Genomic DNA, 16,668 nt, shown 5'->3' on the forward strand with positions numbered 1-16,668 from the left:
ATGCTTTGGGATTAATCCTCTCGTCCGTATGACGGTATTGAAGCGCGCGGCGCGGTTCAGTACCGTAGTCAATCGCATACGACGAGAGGCTTGCGATGACAGTTACCCCCGGCCAGGCCTCGCGCTTTCTGGCGCAGGCCACGTTCGGGCCCACCCCCGCCCTGATCGACGCCGTGGTGCGCGACGGCTATGCCGACTGGCTCGACGCCCAGTTGGCAATGCCGCCGTCCCAGACGCACTTTGATTGGCTGCTGCAACAGCGGAAAAACACCGAAGCATTCAAGGGCAACGGCATCAACGCGCCGCTGGAGTCCACGCTGTGGCGCAAGTTCATCAGCGCGGAAGACCAGGTGCGCACGCGCATGGCCTTCGCCCTGTCCGAGATATTCGTGGTGGGGGTGCAGTCCATCACCGCATCGTGGCCGCTGTTCGGCGCGGCGGGCTTCATGGACCTGCTGGCCGAACACGCGCTGGGCAGCTACCAGGCGCTGCTGACCGCCGTCACCAAGAACCTGTCGATGGGCTGCATGCTGACGTATCGCGGCAACCGCAAGGAAGACCCCAAGACCGGCCGCCACCCCGACGAAAACTACGCACGCGAAGTGATGCAGTTGTTCAGCATCGGGCTGCTGATGCTGGAGCCGGACGGCACCGTGAAGCTCGTGAACGGGGCGCCGGTGGAAACCTATACCAATGCGGATGTGCAGGGGCTGGCGCGCGTCTTTACGGGCTGGGACATCAACGGCCCAGAAACCAATGTGGAGTTTCACCGGCGGCCCATGGCGTTGAACAATGCCCTGCATTCGATGAGCGAAAAGCGGTTCCTGGGCGCGGTGATACCGGCGGGCACCGACGGGCGTCTGTCGCTGCAAAAAGCCATGGACGTGATTTGCGCGCATCCCAACGTGGGGCCTTTCATCGGCATGCAACTGATTCAACGGCTGGTCACCAGCAACCCCAGCCCGGCCTATGTGCGGCGCGTGGCGGCGGTGTTCGACGACGACGGCAGCGGCGCGCGCGGCAATCTGAAGGCGGTGCTGCGCGCCATCTTGCTGGACCCCGAGGCGCGTGCGCCTGACCTGAACGACCCCACCTGGGGCAAGGTGCGCGAGCCCATCCTGCGCTTCTCGGGCTGGGCGCGCGCCTTCGGCGCCACGTCCATCAATGGCGCGTGGGCCATGCCGGATACCACCGACAACACCATCCGGCTGGCGCAAAGCCCCATGCGGTCGGCAACGGTGTTCAACTTCTTCCGCCCTCGCTACTCGCCCCCGGTCACGGAACTGGCCAAGCGCCATCTGGTGGCGCCCGAGCTACAGATTACCGACGAGACGAGCATTGCGGGTTACTTGAATTTTCTGGCGATCTACGCCGATCGCGGGTGGGAAGATTTGCAGACCAGCTACGCGCCAGAGATCGCCTTGGCGAAGGACCCGCAAGCATTGGTGGCGCGCGTCGTGCTGCTGCTGGCCGGCGACGCCTTCAGCGAGCGCACCGCCGAAGCCATCGCAGAGGCCGTCGCCACCGTGCCCGCCAATCGGCCGCGCGACCGCGTGCGAGCAGCCATCCTGCTGGTGGCCGCCAGCCCTGAATACCTGGTGCAGAAATGAAGCGATCCCACGACGCCGACCGCCGCGCCTTTCTGTTGCGCGCCTGCGCATTGGGCGCAACCGGCGCCGCCGCGCCGCTGGCCTTGAACCTGGCGGCCTTGGGCGCAGCGGCGGCGCAGTCCGCCCCGGCCTCGTACAAGGCGCTGGTCTGCGTGTTCCTGTATGGCGGCAACGACCCCTACAACACCGTCGTACCCTACGACACCGAAGCCTATCGTGCCTATGCCGCCGCGCGTGGTGATATCGGCTTGAAAAGAGATGTGCTGCAAGCCACCGTCTTGCGGGGCAAAGCGCCCGCGGCGGGTGGGGGGCAGTTTGCCTTGGCCCCCGCGCTGGCGCCGCTTGCGCCGCTGTATGAAAGCGGACAGTTGGCCGTGCTGCTCAATGTTGGGCCACTGGTCACGCCCACGTCGAAAGCGGAATACATCAGCGCGCGCGTACCGTTGCCGCCCAAGCTGTTTTCACACAACGACCAGCAAGCGTACTGGCAGGCGCTGGCGCCCGAAGGCGCGTCGTCAGGCTGGGCGGGCCGGCTGACCGACCTGTTTGCCGGCGCCAACGCGCAGCGCACCTTCACGGGTATTACGGCAGGCGGCAGCACGGTGCTGCTGGCCGGGCGCAAGGTGGCGGGGTATCGGGTGGGCATCAATGGGTCCACGTCGATTGATCTGTTGGGCCGGGATATGTATGGCTCCAGCGCCTGCACCGCACTGTTGCGGCAGTTGATCACGCAACCGCGCGAACACTTGATGGAACGAGAAATGGCGCGCATCGCGGCGCAGTCCATCAGCGCCGACACGCAATTGCGCGCGGCGCTGGCAGATGTGGCGGTGCCGGGGGATTTTGCGTCACCCTTGGCGCAGCAGTTGAAGATCGTGGCCCGCATCATCGGCGCCCGCCAGGCTTTGGGCGCGAGGCGACAGGTGTTTTTTGTGTCGCAGAACGGGTACGACAATCACACGGGTTTGAACGATACGCACCCTGCCCTGCTGCGCGAGCTGGGGCAAGCGATGGCGGCGTTCCAGCAGGCGCTTTCGTCGATGGGCGTGGCGGATCAGGTCACCACCTTTACGGCATCGGAGTTCGGACGCACGTTGGGTTCAAACGGCAACGGCTCGGACCACGGCTGGGGTTCGCACCATTTCGTGATGGGCGGCGCGGTCAAGGGCGGCCGCTATTACGGCGCGCATCCAGAGATTGCGCTGGACGGCCCGGGGTTTGTGGATAACGGGCGTTTGTTGCCGACGCTGGCGGTGGACCAATTGGGCGCGGCGCTGGGCGGGTGGTTTGGCGCGGGGAAGGAGGAATTGGGGATGGTGTTTCCGAATTTGAGGAATTTTGATGCGGGTGGGGCGGGGGTGATGGGATGACGGGTGCTTGATGGGTTGCGCGCGATCTACGCTTGGGTTCTTTTCCTGGGCATATCGCGCTTCACCCATCCTACGATCAACGGGTCATGCAGCCATCGTAGGATGGGTGAAGCGCGAGGATGGCCGGGACAAGGAAAAGGTGGGGATCGCGCGTAACCCATCTGCCGCCATGGAACACCGCGTGGCTCGTTGGCGTTGTGGCTGGCATTGCGTTGCGGGCGACGCTGCTTGATGGGTTGCGCGCGATCTACGCTTGGGTTCTTTTCCAGGGCATCCCGCGCTTCACCCATCCTACGATCAGCGAGTCATGCAGCCATCGTAGGATGGGTGAAGCGCGAGGATGGCCGGGACAAGGAAAAGGTGGGGATCGCGCGTAACCCATCTGCCGCCATGGAACACCGCGTGGCTCGTTGGCGTTGTGGCTGGCATTGCGTTGCGGGCGACGCTGCTTGATGGGTTGCGCGCGATCTACGCTTGGGTTCTTTTCCAGGGCATCCCGCGCTTCACCCATCCTACGATCAGCGAGTCATGCAGCCATCGTAGGATGGGTGAAGCGCGAGGATGGCCGGGACAAGGAAAAGGTGGGGATCGCGCGTAACCCATCTGCCGCCATGGAACACCGCGTGGCTCGTTGGCGTTGTGGCTGGCATTGCGTTGCGGGCGACGCTGCTTGATGGGTTGCGCGCGATCTACGCTTGGGTTCTTTTCCAGGGCATCCCGCGCTTCACCCATCCTACGATCAGCGAGTCATGCAGCCATCGTAGGATGGGTGAAGCGCGAGGATGGCCGGGGCAAGGAAAAGGTGGGGCTCGCGCGTAACCCATCTGCCGCCATGGAACTCCGCGCACCATACGAACGCACGGCATCTGCGATGCGTGCCGAAATCAGCTCTCTATCGCGGCACGCGTTACGCCAATTTCTTATGCTTCCCTTTTCACTCCGGAGGCGGAAATGACTGCGTATCGGCGTTTGTATATCCCCGGTGGCACTTACTTCTTCACCGTTGCGGTGCTGGCGCGGGAACATCACGATTTGATCCCTCACGCATCATGGCTGAAGGCTTGCATACGGGCCGAACAACAGATCGCGCCGTTCGCGGTGCTGGCGGCGGTGTTGCTGCCCGACCATCTGCACATGATCTGGCGGCTGCCCGATAACGATGCCGACTACTCTGGCCGCTGGCGTCGGATCAAGGCGCGGTTTTCCCGGGCCTTGCGCCCTTACCATGTCCGCCGCAGCGTCTACCGCAAAGGCGAGCGCGGCATCTGGCAGCGGCGCTTTTGGGAGCATGTCATCCGCGACGAGCGTGAGCTTTCCGCCTGCATCCACTACATCCACATGAATCCCATCAAGCACGGCCATGTCGCCACGCCAGACGCCTGGGAGCACACGACGTTTCACGCTTGGCAACAGCGGCAAATTGCCTGGCACAGCGCCTGCCGTCACACCCATCGCTCGCGACCTGCACCGGCGGCGTCCTAGCACGCCGCCCGCTCCACGGTTCGCGACCGACACCAGTCACGTAGCACGCCACCCGCCCCTCAACTCGCGACCGACACCACCCACCCACTACCGTGCCGCCAACTTCTGCTTGTCCGCCAATTGCTTCCACCGCACGGCCTCGCTTTGCACGAACGCCCCCAGTTCAGCCGGTGTACTGCGGCGAACTGCCGCGCCTTGTTCAGCTATCTTCTTCGCGACAACCGGGTCCGACAAGGCCTGATTCAGCGCCTTGTTCAGCTTATCCACCACCGCCGGCTCGACCTTGGCCGGGGCGAAGATGGCGTACCACTGCGGCACGTCCGCCCCAGCCACGCCCGCCTCGGCCAAGGTCGGCAGATCGGGCAGTGCCGCGATACGGCTTGACCCTGCTACCGCCACCGCCTGGATCGCGCCCGACTTCAGGTGCGGGTACACGCTGAACAAGCTGGGGAACATCACCTGCGTCACGCCGGCCAAGGTGTCGTTCAGCGCGGGCGCGGAACCTTTGTAGGGCACGTCCAGCATGGCGATCCCGGTGGCCTGGTTGAAGAGTTCGCCCGCGATCGCCGGTGCGGTGCCCGGCCCGGCGGAGGCGAAGTTCAGGCCATCGGGGTGCTCGTGCCCGTACTTCACCAGGCTGGCCACGTCCTTCACCGGTATGCGCTTGGACACAACCATGATGGTGGGTGAATCGGCCACCATGCCGATGGGCGTGAAGTCCTTGACCGGGTCGTAGTTCAGCTTCTGCATGGCGGGGTTGATGCCATGCGTGCCGATGTAGCCCAGCATCAGCGTGTAGCCGTCCGCCGGCTGGCGCGCGACGTAGTCGGACGCAATCGCGCCCTGCGCGCCGGGCTTGTTCACCACGATGACGGTCTGGCCCAGGAGTTCGCCAACCTTCTGGCCCACCACGCGCGCCAGCACGTCGTTGCCGCCGCCCGCGGCGGTAGGCACGACCAATGTGATTGCGCGTTCAGGGTAATCAGCCTGCGCCACGGCGCTTGCGGCCAGCAGCATGGCGGCGGCGCACAGGGCTTTGATGGGATGATGCTTCATTGCTTGTCTCCAGATATAGCGATTGCCGTGTTGTGGCGGCCTCTTTGCGGGCCGCTTCGGCGGTAGAAAAAGTTGAATTGATCGGCGTACTAAAACTAGCGTCTTATGCAACCGCGCGCATCGGCTCGTCGCCCGCCAACACATAATGGCCGGGCACGTACAGCAGCCCCTTCATGATCTTGCGTGCCGTCCGTACCAAGCCCGCGGCGCGCACCTCGCCGCTGACTGTGTCCAGATCGACATCGATGTCCATGCCTCCGGACGGATGCTCAATGCGCACCGTGCGATACCCCGCCACCACGGGCGGCCCACCGCAAGCATGCGCCACGGTGCCCGGCATTAGAAACGCGCTGGCCACGCCCACCGCACCCGTTGCCGCGTGAGCGCGATGGCAAGCACGAGGCGTGAAATAGCGTGAATGCAGCGCCAAGGCGCCCGCTTCATTGCAAGGCGCCACCAGCACCGGTTTGGGGATGACGCTCTGCGACACGTCACCCAGCCCCATGCGACGCCCCGCTTCCAGCCGAATGCGCTCCATGCGTTCAAGCAAGCCGGCGTTGGCGTCCAGTTGCGCGGGCGTTTCGTCGCCGCGCAGGCCGAAGTCCTGGGCGCGCATCAATACCATCGGCATGGCCGCATCGATCAGCGTCACCGCTACCCCGTCGACATATTCCTGCCGCTGCCCGGTGGGAAACAGCTTGCCGGTGATGGCGCCCCAAGCCTCCAGGAAGTTCAGCCGTACCGGTGCCGCCGTGCCCGGCACGCCATCGATGCGTGCATCGCCTTCATAGGTCAGGTGGCCGCCCGGCGTCTGCACCACGGCTTCGATCACCGCGCCGGTGTTGACGTTATGCACCCGCACCGATGTGACGCCATCGCGCGGCACGACCAAGCCTTCGTCAATGGCAAAGGGCGCGGCGCCCGACAGCATGTTGCCGCAGTTGGGCCGGGTGTCGACCATGGCGCGGTCCACCGACACCTGCGCAAACAGGTAATCGATATCGCAGTCCGGCCGGGTCGAGCGCGACACGATGGCCACTTTGCTGGTCAGCGTGTTGCCGCCGCCGATGCCGTCAACTTGTAGCGCATGGGGCGAACCCATGGCGGTCAACAGCAGGCGGTCGCGCTGCACCGGGTCGGCCGGCAGCCAGTCGCCCAGAAAAAAGGGGCCGCGCGACGTGCCGCCGCGCATCAGTACGCAAGGGATTACGGTTTCCATGGAAGCCATTCTGCGACTTGGCGGCTATTATTTGAATTGCAACTTACGGATGGATTAATGCATGGCACGCATCAATTTCGATTTACAGGAATTGCAGGCCTTCGTGGCGGTGGCCGAACGCGCCAGCTTTCGCGCGGCAGCCGACGACCTGCACTTGTCCCAGCCCGCGCTCAGTCGGCGCATCGAAAAGCTGGAAAGCATCCTGGGTGCGCGCCTGTTGGAACGCACCACGCGGCGCGTGGCCTTGACGCAGGTGGGGCGCGTATTCCTGGAGCGCGCGCGCAGCGCCATTGATGAACTGGAAAGCGCCGTGCTCAGCATCGGCGACCTGGCCGCGCAGCGTGGCGGGTTGGTGACGGTGGCCTGTGTGCCGTCCGTGGCCTATTACTTCCTGCCGTCCGTCATCCGCGACTACACCGAGCGCTTCCCGCGCATTCGCGTGCGCATCATCGACGAAACCGCCAACACGGTGCTCAACAGCGTGGTGACGGGTCGCGCTGATTTCGGCATCAGTTTTTTCGGCACGCAGGAACCGGACGTGGATTTCAAGGCGGTGCTGCGTGAAGACTTCGTTCTGGCGGTGCGGCGCGACCATCCGCTGGCCAGCCGCCGCAGCGTGTCCTGGGAAGCGCTGTCGCAAGAACGCTTCATGACGGTCGCGAAAGAAAGCGGCAACCGCCTGTTGATTGACGATGCGCTGGCAAAGAGCGGCAAGCGCACCGTCAGCGCGTTTGAGGTCAGCCACGTGATGACCTTGCTGGGTCTGGTGGAAGCGGGCCTGGGCGTGGCCGCCGTGCCGCAGTTGGCCATGCCGCTGGCGGGGCATGCCACGCTGACGAGCGTCAAGCTGGAACACCCGCGCGTCACGCGCACGCTGGGCTTGATCGCCCGGCGCGGCCGCCCCCTGGCGCCCGCCGCGCAACAGCTTTATAACTTGATCCATCAGGCCGGCAAGACGGCCAAACGCAAAACGCCCTCCGCAGAACCCCTTACGCAGCCGTAATTCCATGACGTATTCCCCTGCCCCGGAGCATTCCCTGGCGCTGCAACCCGCCACCGAAGAAGACCTGCCCTTTCTGCTGGCGTTGCGCAAAGCCACCATGCAGGAACATATGGAACGCGCCGGCGCGCCAGCGACTGACGAACATCATCTGGCCCGCATCCAGTACCACTTCGACGACGCGCAAATTGTCTGGGTGGACGGCCGCCCCGCCGGCCTGTTCAAGCATTACCGCGATACGGACGGGTGGCACATTGTGCAGATACAAATCGCGCCGGATTTCCAGGGCATGGGCCTGGGCCGCCGCCTGATCGAGCCCGTGCTGGACCGGGCGGACGCGGAAGGCGCGCCCGTCACCCTGAGCGTGCTGAAAGGCAACCCCGCCCAGCGGCTTTATGCGGCCCTGGGTTTCACCCCCGTCAAGGAGACTGACCTGGAGTTTGAAATGCGTTACGAACCCGGCGCTGGTCGGCCGGTCGGCTGAACGTTGCAGATTTTTTTGGGCTGGCGGGAATAATCCCGCCATGGCCGACGTCTGTAGCGGGCAGTCATCCCTTTCCCCCATCTACGTACGAGGCTCAACATGCGCACACATATCGCCGCCGCCCTGGTCCTGGGCTCCGCCGCCCTGTTCTCGGCCGGCGCCCACGCCCAAGCCGTCAAAACGCAAGACGGCATCCTGGTCAACAGCGCGGGCATGACGCTCTACACCTTCGACAAAGACGCCGCGGGCAAAAGCGCCTGCAACGACGGGTGCGCCAAGGTCTGGCCGCCCGTCGCCGCCCCCGCCGACGCCAAGCCCATGGGCGACATGACCGTCATCACCCGCGACGACGGCTCCAAGCAATGGGCCCATAAAGGCAAGCCCGTTTACCTGTACGTGAAGGACACCAAGCCGGGCGACAAGACCGGCGACAACTTCAAGGAAGTCTGGCACGTCATCAAGCCCTGATCCGCGACGGCTCCTGCCTGGCTGCCATGCGCGCCGACGACGAGGCCCTGATCCTGGCCTGCATCCCCAGCCTGCGGCGATACGCGCGCGGGCTGACGGGCGACCCGCATCGGGCCGATGACCTGGTTCAGGACACGTTGGAGCGCGCCTGGAGCCGCTATTCGCGATGGCAAAAGCGCGGCGAGCTGCGGGCCTGGATGTTCGGCATCATGCACAACCATTTCATCGACGGCGTACGCGCCAACAGCCGGCGGGCGGATCAGACTGCCCCGGGCGACCTGCCCGACATGCCGGTGCGCGCCACGCAGACCGATCAACTGGAGGTGCGCGACCTGGACCGCTGCCTGCAAGCCCTGCCGCCCGAGCAGCGGGAAGTGCTGTTGCTGATCTGCGTGGAAGACCTGTCCTACCAGGACACCGCGCGCGTACTGGACGTGCCCATCGGCACGGTCATGTCCCGGCTGTCGCGCGCCCGTGAAAAGCTGGGCGCGCTGATGCGCGGACACGATTCGGTCAGCCGCTTGCATCGCGTGAAATGACATGAACGAAAAATCCCTCCATCCGGTGCCCAGCTCGGGCAGCCCCATCACCGAAGCCGATCTGCATGCCTATGCGGACGGCCAGTTGGCCCCTGCCCGCCATGCCGAGGTCGACGCCTTCCTGGCCTCGCATCCGCAGGACCAGACCCGCGTGGCGGACTGGCAGGCGCAACGCCGCGCGCTGCATGCGCTGCTGGACCCGGTGCTGGATGAACCGTTGCCCTTGCGGCTGCCTTTGAAAGCGCCGACACGGCAGTTGCCGTGGCGTGCCTTGGCGGCCGGCGTGGCGATCGCGGCGGTCAGCGCGGGCGCGGCATGGACGGTACGCGGCGCGATGGATGCGCGCCATCTGCAAACCGTGCTGGCCACCGCCGGCCCGGACCGCGCGGCGGGCGGTTACGCCCAACGCGCAGCCATCGCGCATGCGGTGTATGCACCCGACATGGGCCGCCCGGTGGAAGTCAGCGCCGACAATGAAAAGGGTTTGGTCACGTGGTTGACCAAGCGCATGGGCGCACCGGTGCGCGCGCCATCACTATCGCAAGCAGGTTATGAATTGGTGGGCGGCCGCTTGTTGCCCGGCGGCTCGGGACCGGTGGCACAGTTCATGTACGGCGGGGCCGACGGGCAAAGGCTGACGTTGTACGTCACCCGCGAAGCCGCGGGCGGCCAGACCGCGTTCCAGTTCACGCAGGAAGGGGCGGTACGGGTGTTCTATTGGGTGGAAGGCCAGTTCGGCTACGCCCTGTCCGGCGCAGTCAGCCGGGATGAGCTGCAACGGGTGTCGCAAGAGGTATATAAGCAGTTGCAGGGGTAGCGAATGTGATTCGGTCACGGCGGGTAAACCCCGGATGGATCACGTCGCGGGCACCGCCCGATGGGTTACGCGCGATCAGCGCCGGTGTTCTTTAGAAGACATTCCCGCGCTTCACCCATCCTACAATTCCCGAGCCCACCGTAGGATGGCCCGCGCAAGGTCCGCCGCCAAAACCCCACCCCCGATCGCGCGCAACCCATCAAACACCCCCCCTTTACCTCCCCCCTTCCCTTGCCTCATGCAGCATATGCAGCGTGATCTTCCGTACCTCCGCCTTGCTCATCTCAATATGCGACTTCAGCATCCGTGCCGCCTCATCCCCGCGCCGTGCCAGCACCGCGCGCAAAATCGCTGCATGTTCCTCATACGTCGCGTCCACCCGGAAATCCTTCGTGAAATCCAGCCGCCGGACAATGCGGATCTTCTCCGTCACGTCCCGGTGTATCTGCGCCATCTCCGGATTCCCGGCCGCCGCCACCAATGAACAATGGAACGCCTCATCCAACTGCGCCACCAGCCGCCCGTCCAGAATCCGCTGTGGCGGGGGCACCAACCAAACGTCCTTCAACGCGCCCAGGATGCCGGACTCGTCCATGTGCTCGCGCGTGCACAGCTTGTCCACCGCCGCCTGTTCCAGCACCACCCGCACGTCGTACAGCGCTTCGAAGCGTTCAAAATCGAACGGCCGCACCTGCCAGCCGCTGCGCGGGCTGGCCAGCACGAAGCCTTCGCGCTCCAGCCGCGCCAAGCCCAGCCGCACCGGGGTACGGCTGACGCCCAGCCGCGCCACCAGGTCCGCCTCGGTAAAACGCTCACCCGGCAGCATCCGGAAATCGAACAAATCGTCCTTGATGCGCTGATACACCTGGTCAGCCAGTGACCCGGCCAGCGCCGGCGCCTGCCGGATCGCCGGGCTGACCTGGACGGATTCCAGGCGCATCATCCCGCCACGGTGCACGTGGCGTCTTCCGCCAGCACCACCAAGGGGTCGCCCGCGTTCACCGGCTTGCCCGGCACGCAGCGGATCGCCGTGACCGTGCCCGACGCGGGCGCAATCACCGACAGCTCCATCTTCATGGCCTCGACCACCACCAGCGTGTCGCCCGCCGATACGCTCTGCCCCACCTGGACCGGAATCTTCCAGATGTTGCCGCACATATCCGCGCTGACCAGTCGTTCGCCCTCGCGCAGTGCCGTGTCGGCCTCGGCCTCTTGAGCCGGCGCCTCTTGCTCCACCGCCACGTCCTCGCTCTTCCACAACGCCACTTCGGCGTCGAAGGCGCTTTTCTGGCGCGTCTGGAACACGGCGATGCTGTCTGCCTGCTCGGCCAAAAAGCGCTGGTGCGCGGCGAAATCAAACACTTCCTCTTCAATGCGCACCGTGGCGCGCCCTTCGCGGAAGTCTTCGCGCAGCACATCCAGCTCGGCCTCGGTGACCGGGTAGAAGCGCACCTGATCAAAGAACCGCAACAGCCAGGGCTTGCCGTCCTGGAACACCGGATTCTTCAAGAACTTGTTCCAGATGGGCAAGGTGCGGCCGACCAGTTGATACCCACCCGGCGAATCCATGCCGTAGATGCACATGTACACGCCGCCGATGCCCACCGTGCCTTCCGCCGTGAACGTGCGCGCCGGGTTGTACTTGGACGTCAGCAGGCGATGGCGCGGATCGATCGGCACCGCGCATGGCGCGCCCAGATACACGTCGCCCAAGCCCATGATCAGATAGCTGGCGTCGAACACAATGTCGCGCACATCATTGCGGCTGGCCAGCCCGTTGATGCGCTGGATGAAGTCCACATTGTTCGGCAGCCATGGCGCGTTGGCGCGCACGGTTTCCTGATAGCGCTTCACCGCGCCCAGCGTGGCCGAATCCTCGAAGGCCATGGGCAGGTAGACCACGCGCGTGGGCACCTTCAGCGTGGCCACGTCGGCCAGGCCGGCTTCGATCTTCAACAAGCGTTCGATCAACGCGCCTTGCAGAATCTGGCGGCTGTCATAGCGGATCTGCAACGAGCGCACGCCCGGCGACAATTCCTGCACGCCCGCGATCGGGTCGGCATTCAACGCCTCCATCAGCAAGTGAATGCGCATGCGCAACGCCAGGTCCAGCACGTTGTCGCCATATTCCAGCAGCAGGTAGCCGTCGCCCGCCTGGCGGTATGACACCGACGGGCGCGAGCCCTCGGCCGGCAAGGCGGCGACGATGGTTTCGGACACCGTGGCGGGCACGGGCGATGGCGCGGTTGCCTCGGGCGATACCGCCGACAGCGCCGCCACGCTTTGGTCTTGCGCGGCTTCCAGCGCCACGGCTTGCGGATAGTCCATGCGCACGAAGCGGATGCGGTCGCCCGGCTTCACCTGGCCCACCTTCCACAGTTCGGCGCGCGCGATGGTGACGGGGCACACAAAGCCGCCCAGGCTGGGACCGTCGCGCGTCAGGATGACAGGGCTGTCGCCCGTGAAATTGATGCTGCCGATGGCGTATTCGCAATCGTGGATATTCGACGGGTGCAGGCCCGCCTCTCCGCCGTTCTCGCGCGCCCAGGTGGGCTTTGGGCCTATCAGGCGTACGCCCAGGCGGTTCGAGTTGTAGTGCACTTCCCAATCCGCCGCGAAGAAGGTGTCGATGGCTTCGGGCTGGAAGAAGTCCGGCGCGCCATGCGGGCCGTACAGCACGCCGATTTCCCAGGTGTTGCCGTAGGAGGGAATCAGCTCGGCCGGCGCGGGCATCGGCTCTGCCACCGGCGCGGCGACAACACCCTCGCCCAGCTCCGGCCGCACCAAGGGCAGCATGTCGCCCACGCGCAGCGTGCGGCCGGCGTGCCCGCCGAACTGGCCCAGCGCAAAGGTCGAGCGGCTGCCCAGGTAAACCGGCACGTCCAGCCCGTTGCGCACGGCCAGGTAGCTGCGGCAGCCCGACAGCGCGCGGCCGGTGGCCAGCACCTGACCCGAACGCACGGCAATTGGCTGCCACATCGGCACGGGTTCGCCGTCCAGCGTGGCGGCGCATTCGGCGCCAGTCAGAGCCACGACGGTGTCGCCGTGAAAGCGCAAGGTCGGCCCAATCAGCGTGGCCTCGATGCCGGCCGCGTCCGGCGCATTGCCGACGATGCGGTTGGCCAAACGGAAGGCATAGTCGTCCATCGGGCCCGAAGGCGGCACGCCGATGTCCCAGTAGCCGGTGCGGCCGGGGTAGTCCTGCACGCTGGTGTAGGTGCCGGCTTCCAGCACTTCGATGGCGGCGGGCCGGTACGTGAAGCTTTCCAGGAAGCGCGTGGACAGCTTGCCGGCGCGGAAGCGTTCGTCGGCGACGATCTGGCGCAGGTAGTCCAGGTTGGTGGCAATGCCGTGCAGCCGCGTGCGCGCCAGCGCGTCAGCCAGCTTGTCCAAGGCGGCTTCGCGCGTGTCCGCGTGCACGATCAGCTTGGCCAGCATGGGGTCGTAGAACGCCGGCACGTCGGTGCCGGTCGCCACCCAGCCATCCACCCGTACCCCTTCAGGGAAGGACACCTCGGTCAGCACGCCCGGCGACGGCTGGAACTGGCGCAGCGGGTCTTCAGCGTACAGGCGCACTTCGATGGACGCACCCTGCGGCGCGCGCGACATCGCGGCGATATCCAGCGCTTCGCCAGCGGCCACGCGCAGCATGCATTCCACCAGGTCCAGGCCCGTAACGGCTTCCGTCACCGGATGCTCGACCTGCAAGCGCGTGTTGACCTCCAGAAAATAAAAGCTGTCGCGGGCCGGGTCGTAGATGAATTCAACGGTGCCGGCCGAGCGGTAGTTCACCGACTCGCCCAACTGCACGGCCGCCGCCAGCAAGGCCGCGCGTGTCGCGGCCGGCAGCAGCGGCGCGGGCGTTTCCTCGATCACTTTCTGATTGCGCCGCTGCACCGAGCAATCGCGTTCGCCCAGCGCCAGCACGCGGCCCGCGCCGTCGCCGAAGATCTGCACTTCCACGTGGCGCGCGTTATCCACATAGCGTTCGATGAACGCGCCGCCATCACGGAAGAAGTGTTCGCCCATGCGCTGCACGCTATCGAACGCCACGGTCAGTTCCGCTTCGTTCTCGCAGCGCGACAAGCCGATGCCGCCGCCGCCAGCCGTGCTCTTGAGCATGACCGGGTAGCCGATGCGCTCGGCGTGCAACAGCGCTTCACCCAGGCTGGCCAAGAGCCCCGTGCCCGGCGTCATCGGCACGCCCGCTTCGGCCGCCAGTTCGCGCGAACGGTGCTTCAGCCCGAACTCGCGGATCTGCAAAGGCGTGGGGCCCACGAACGCAATGCCCGCCGCTTCGCAGGCTTCGGCGAATTCCGCGCTTTCGGACAGGAACCCATAGCCGGGGTAGATGGCTTGTGCGCCATGCTCGCGCGCGGCCGCCAGCAGCAGGTCCATGCGCAAGTAGCTGTCGACGGCTTTTTCGCCGCCCAGGGCCACGGCCACATCGGCCTCGCGCACGTGCGCGGCGTTGCGATCGGGGTCGGAATACACGGCCACACTACGGATGCCCAGCCGCTTCAGGGTGCGGATGGCGCGGACGGCGATCTCGCCGCGGTTGGCAATCAGAACGGTATCGAACACGGTTCGGCTCCCAAATGGCTTGCGGGGTTAGCGGGGGGTGGCGTTGGAGTTGGCGCCGGCAGCAGCACTAAGGCTCGCCAGATAGGCGCGCCAGCCGCCAAAGGTGGTGATGTCGCGCGCGCCATCCAGGCCGCGTGGTTCGCAGATGAAGCCCTTGACCAGGCGGCCGTCTTCCAGCTCCAGCGTGCCGATGCCCAAGGGCGCGGGAATCTCGGCCACGAAGGCGCCGAACGCCGTCACCGGCACATCCCACAGTTCCACTTCAATCGGCGCGCCGGACTCGGACTTCACCAGCCCCGGCTTGGGCGGCGTGGTGTTGGCCAGCGCATACAGGCGGTAGTCGTCCGCCGTGCGGGTCTTTTCCACCAGCACCGCGTGGCGCGAGGTCAGTTGATGGTTCAGCGGCATGCCGGTCAGGTGCGCGCCCACCACCGCCACACGCACGGTGTCGGCGGGCGGGGTCGCCACGTCCATGCCGGCCGGCAGCGGCGCGCCCGTGGCGCCCAGCGGCAGGCCACGCTGCGCTTGCCACAGGCGGCCGAACTGCGCCAGCGCGCGGTCCTGCCAGGCCAGGCCGATCAGCGTGATGCCCGACGGCAAGCCGTCGGCGCGCATGCCGGCCGGCACCGCCAGCGCCGACAAGTCGGCCAGGTTGGCAAAGTTGGTATAGACACCCAGCCGCGAATTCAGCGTGACCGGGTCGGCTTGAAGCTGCGCGATGGTGTAGATGGACGGAGACGTCGGCACCACCAGCGCATCAAAACCCGCCAGCGCCTGATGGATTTGCCGCGTCAGTTCAGCACGGCGGTATTCGGCCTTGAAGGCATCCAGCGCGCTGTAGTTGGCGGCTTGCTCGACAATGCCGCGCACGACGGGGTTGATGACGTCCGGCGTCTGCTTCCACAGGTCTTCCACCGCCGCGAAGCGTTCGGCCACCCAAGGCCCTTGATACAGCAGCGCGGCCAGTTCATTGAAGGGCGCGAAGTCTATCGCTTCCACTTCGGCGCCGGTGGCCTTCAACGCACGCACGGCGTCGTCGAACACCGTGGCCGCCTGCGTGTCGCCAAAGAATTCCAGCGTGGCGGGGATGGCCAGCTTGGGCGCGCGTGGCCACGGCAGCGAGGCGCCGGCAGGCATCTTGCGCGAATAGGGATCGCGTTCGTCAAAGCCGCCCGCCACGTCGGCCACCAGCTCGGCATCGGCCACGGTCAGCGCAAAGATCGACACGCAATCCAGCGTGCGGCACGCCGGCACCACGCCTGCCGTGCTGAGCCAGCCCTTGGTCGGCTTCAAGCCCACGATGTTGTTGAAGCCCGCCGGCACGCGGCCCGAGCCCGCCGTATCGGTGCCCAGCGAAAACGCCGCGATGCCACGCGCCACCACCGACGCGGACCCCGAGCTTGAGCCGCCGCTGACGTAGTCGGCGTTGAAGGTGTTGGCCACCGCGCCATGCGGCGAGCGCGTGCCCACCAGGCCGGTGGCGAACTGGTCCAGATTGGTCTTGCCGATCAGGATGGCGCCCGCCGCGCGCAGGCGCTGCACCACAGTCGCATCCTCGCCCGGCGTGTAGGCAAATTCGGGGCAGGCGGCGGTGGTGGGCCAGCCGGCGGCGTCGATGTTGTCCTTGATGGCGAAGGGCACGCCATACAGCGGCAGGCGCGCCAGGTCGCCGCCAACGGCGGCCAGCATCAGCCGCAGCCCGTCCAGCTGTTCGTCCAGCGTGGCGCGGTCCACTCGCTGTATCCAGGCATTGTCTGCGGGCCCGTCTTGCGGCGCGGCGTAGTCGGCCAAAAGCGTTTCGGGCTGGGCCCCGCCTTCGCGATAGGCGGCTTGCCATTGCGCGATGGTCCAACCGATGGGGCTCGTCTGCGTTGCTGCGGCGTTCATGCTGGAATCCTTTCTTGTATACAAGTACGGATTCCCAAGCAATCGGCGTGCCATGTTTGGCGGCTACGCGGCTTTCCCTCTGGCGCCACATGCCAACGCCGTCAAACAGGCATCACGCGCCGCTTCCCGGCCGCTACGCCCGCACCGCAAGC

The 16,668-nt window shown here is 65.9% G+C and carries 13 protein-coding genes; 8 read left to right on the forward strand and 5 right to left on the reverse strand.

Annotated features, from left to right (window positions below):
* Nucleotides 1–95: 95 nt before the first annotated feature.
* The 3 genes from ACE04A_RS20300 (at nucleotide 96) to ACE04A_RS20310 (ending at nucleotide 4,462) form a co-directional block, all read left to right on the forward strand.
* Nucleotides 96–1,610, forward strand: a complete 1,515-nt coding sequence (locus ACE04A_RS20300) for a DUF1800 domain-containing protein (RefSeq protein WP_485820444.1) — start codon at nucleotides 96–98, stop codon at nucleotides 1,608–1,610.
* A complete protein-coding gene (locus ACE04A_RS20305) occupies nucleotides 1,607–2,980 on the forward strand; it encodes a DUF1501 domain-containing protein (protein WP_448717657.1) in 1,374 nt (457 codons plus the stop codon). Before ACE04A_RS20300 ends, ACE04A_RS20305 begins: the two co-directional genes overlap by 4 nt.
* Nucleotides 2,981–3,931: 951 nt before the next feature.
* Entirely contained in the window at nucleotides 3,932–4,462 is a 531-nt protein-coding gene (locus ACE04A_RS20310; RefSeq protein WP_448717656.1) for an REP-associated tyrosine transposase, read from the forward strand.
* Nucleotides 4,463–4,549: 87 nt separating this feature from the next.
* Here ACE04A_RS20310 and ACE04A_RS20315 read toward each other — a convergent pair whose 3' ends face one another.
* Complete coding sequence (locus ACE04A_RS20315) at nucleotides 4,550–5,518, reverse strand: Bug family tripartite tricarboxylate transporter substrate binding protein (protein WP_448717655.1); 969 nt, start codon at nucleotides 5,516–5,518, stop codon at nucleotides 4,550–4,552.
* Between the two features lie 103 nt (nucleotides 5,519–5,621).
* Complete coding sequence (locus tag ACE04A_RS20320; protein WP_448717654.1) at nucleotides 5,622–6,737, reverse strand: 4-oxalomesaconate tautomerase; 1,116 nt, start codon at nucleotides 6,735–6,737, stop codon at nucleotides 5,622–5,624.
* A 61-nt stretch (nucleotides 6,738–6,798) separates the two neighbouring features.
* On the opposite strand from ACE04A_RS20320, the gene ACE04A_RS20325 reads away from it, so the two are divergent.
* From ACE04A_RS20325 to ACE04A_RS20345, 5 genes are all read left to right on the forward strand, one after another.
* Nucleotides 6,799–7,740, forward strand: a complete 942-nt coding sequence (locus ACE04A_RS20325) for a LysR family transcriptional regulator (protein ID WP_438859601.1) — start codon at nucleotides 6,799–6,801, stop codon at nucleotides 7,738–7,740.
* Nucleotides 7,741–7,744: 4 nt separating this feature from the next.
* The gene (locus ACE04A_RS20330) at nucleotides 7,745–8,221 is read left to right on the forward strand and encodes a GNAT family N-acetyltransferase (protein ID WP_259249657.1); all 477 of its coding nucleotides are present in this window, start codon (nucleotides 7,745–7,747) and stop codon (nucleotides 8,219–8,221) included.
* A gap of 99 nt (nucleotides 8,222–8,320) precedes the next feature.
* Complete coding sequence (locus ACE04A_RS20335; RefSeq protein WP_279995224.1) at nucleotides 8,321–8,689, forward strand: COG4315 family predicted lipoprotein; 369 nt, start codon at nucleotides 8,321–8,323, stop codon at nucleotides 8,687–8,689.
* A 26-nt stretch (nucleotides 8,690–8,715) separates the two neighbouring features.
* The gene (locus tag ACE04A_RS20340) at nucleotides 8,716–9,228 is read left to right on the forward strand and encodes an RNA polymerase sigma factor (protein WP_259249661.1); all 513 of its coding nucleotides are present in this window, start codon (nucleotides 8,716–8,718) and stop codon (nucleotides 9,226–9,228) included.
* 1 nt (nucleotide 9,229) lies between these two features.
* Nucleotides 9,230–10,045, forward strand: a complete 816-nt coding sequence (locus ACE04A_RS20345; RefSeq protein WP_448717652.1) for an anti-sigma factor family protein — start codon at nucleotides 9,230–9,232, stop codon at nucleotides 10,043–10,045.
* 214 nt (nucleotides 10,046–10,259) lie between these two features.
* Here ACE04A_RS20345 and ACE04A_RS20350 read toward each other — a convergent pair whose 3' ends face one another.
* The 3 genes from ACE04A_RS20350 to atzF are packed head-to-tail and all read right to left on the reverse strand — an operon-like array spanning nucleotide 10,260 to nucleotide 16,516.
* The gene (locus ACE04A_RS20350) at nucleotides 10,260–10,988 is read right to left on the reverse strand and encodes a GntR family transcriptional regulator (RefSeq protein WP_448717651.1); all 729 of its coding nucleotides are present in this window, start codon (nucleotides 10,986–10,988) and stop codon (nucleotides 10,260–10,262) included.
* On the reverse strand, nucleotides 10,985–14,629 hold the full coding sequence (gene uca, locus ACE04A_RS20355; RefSeq protein WP_448717831.1) for an urea carboxylase: 3,645 nt from the start codon (nucleotides 14,627–14,629) through the stop codon (nucleotides 10,985–10,987). Before uca ends, ACE04A_RS20350 begins: the two co-directional genes overlap by 4 nt.
* A 27-nt stretch (nucleotides 14,630–14,656) precedes the next feature.
* The gene (gene atzF, locus ACE04A_RS20360) at nucleotides 14,657–16,516 is read right to left on the reverse strand and encodes an allophanate hydrolase (protein WP_485820445.1); all 1,860 of its coding nucleotides are present in this window, start codon (nucleotides 16,514–16,516) and stop codon (nucleotides 14,657–14,659) included.
* Between the last annotated feature and the right edge of the window lie 152 nt (nucleotides 16,517–16,668).

The organism is Achromobacter colocynthidis (assembly GCF_057334535.1).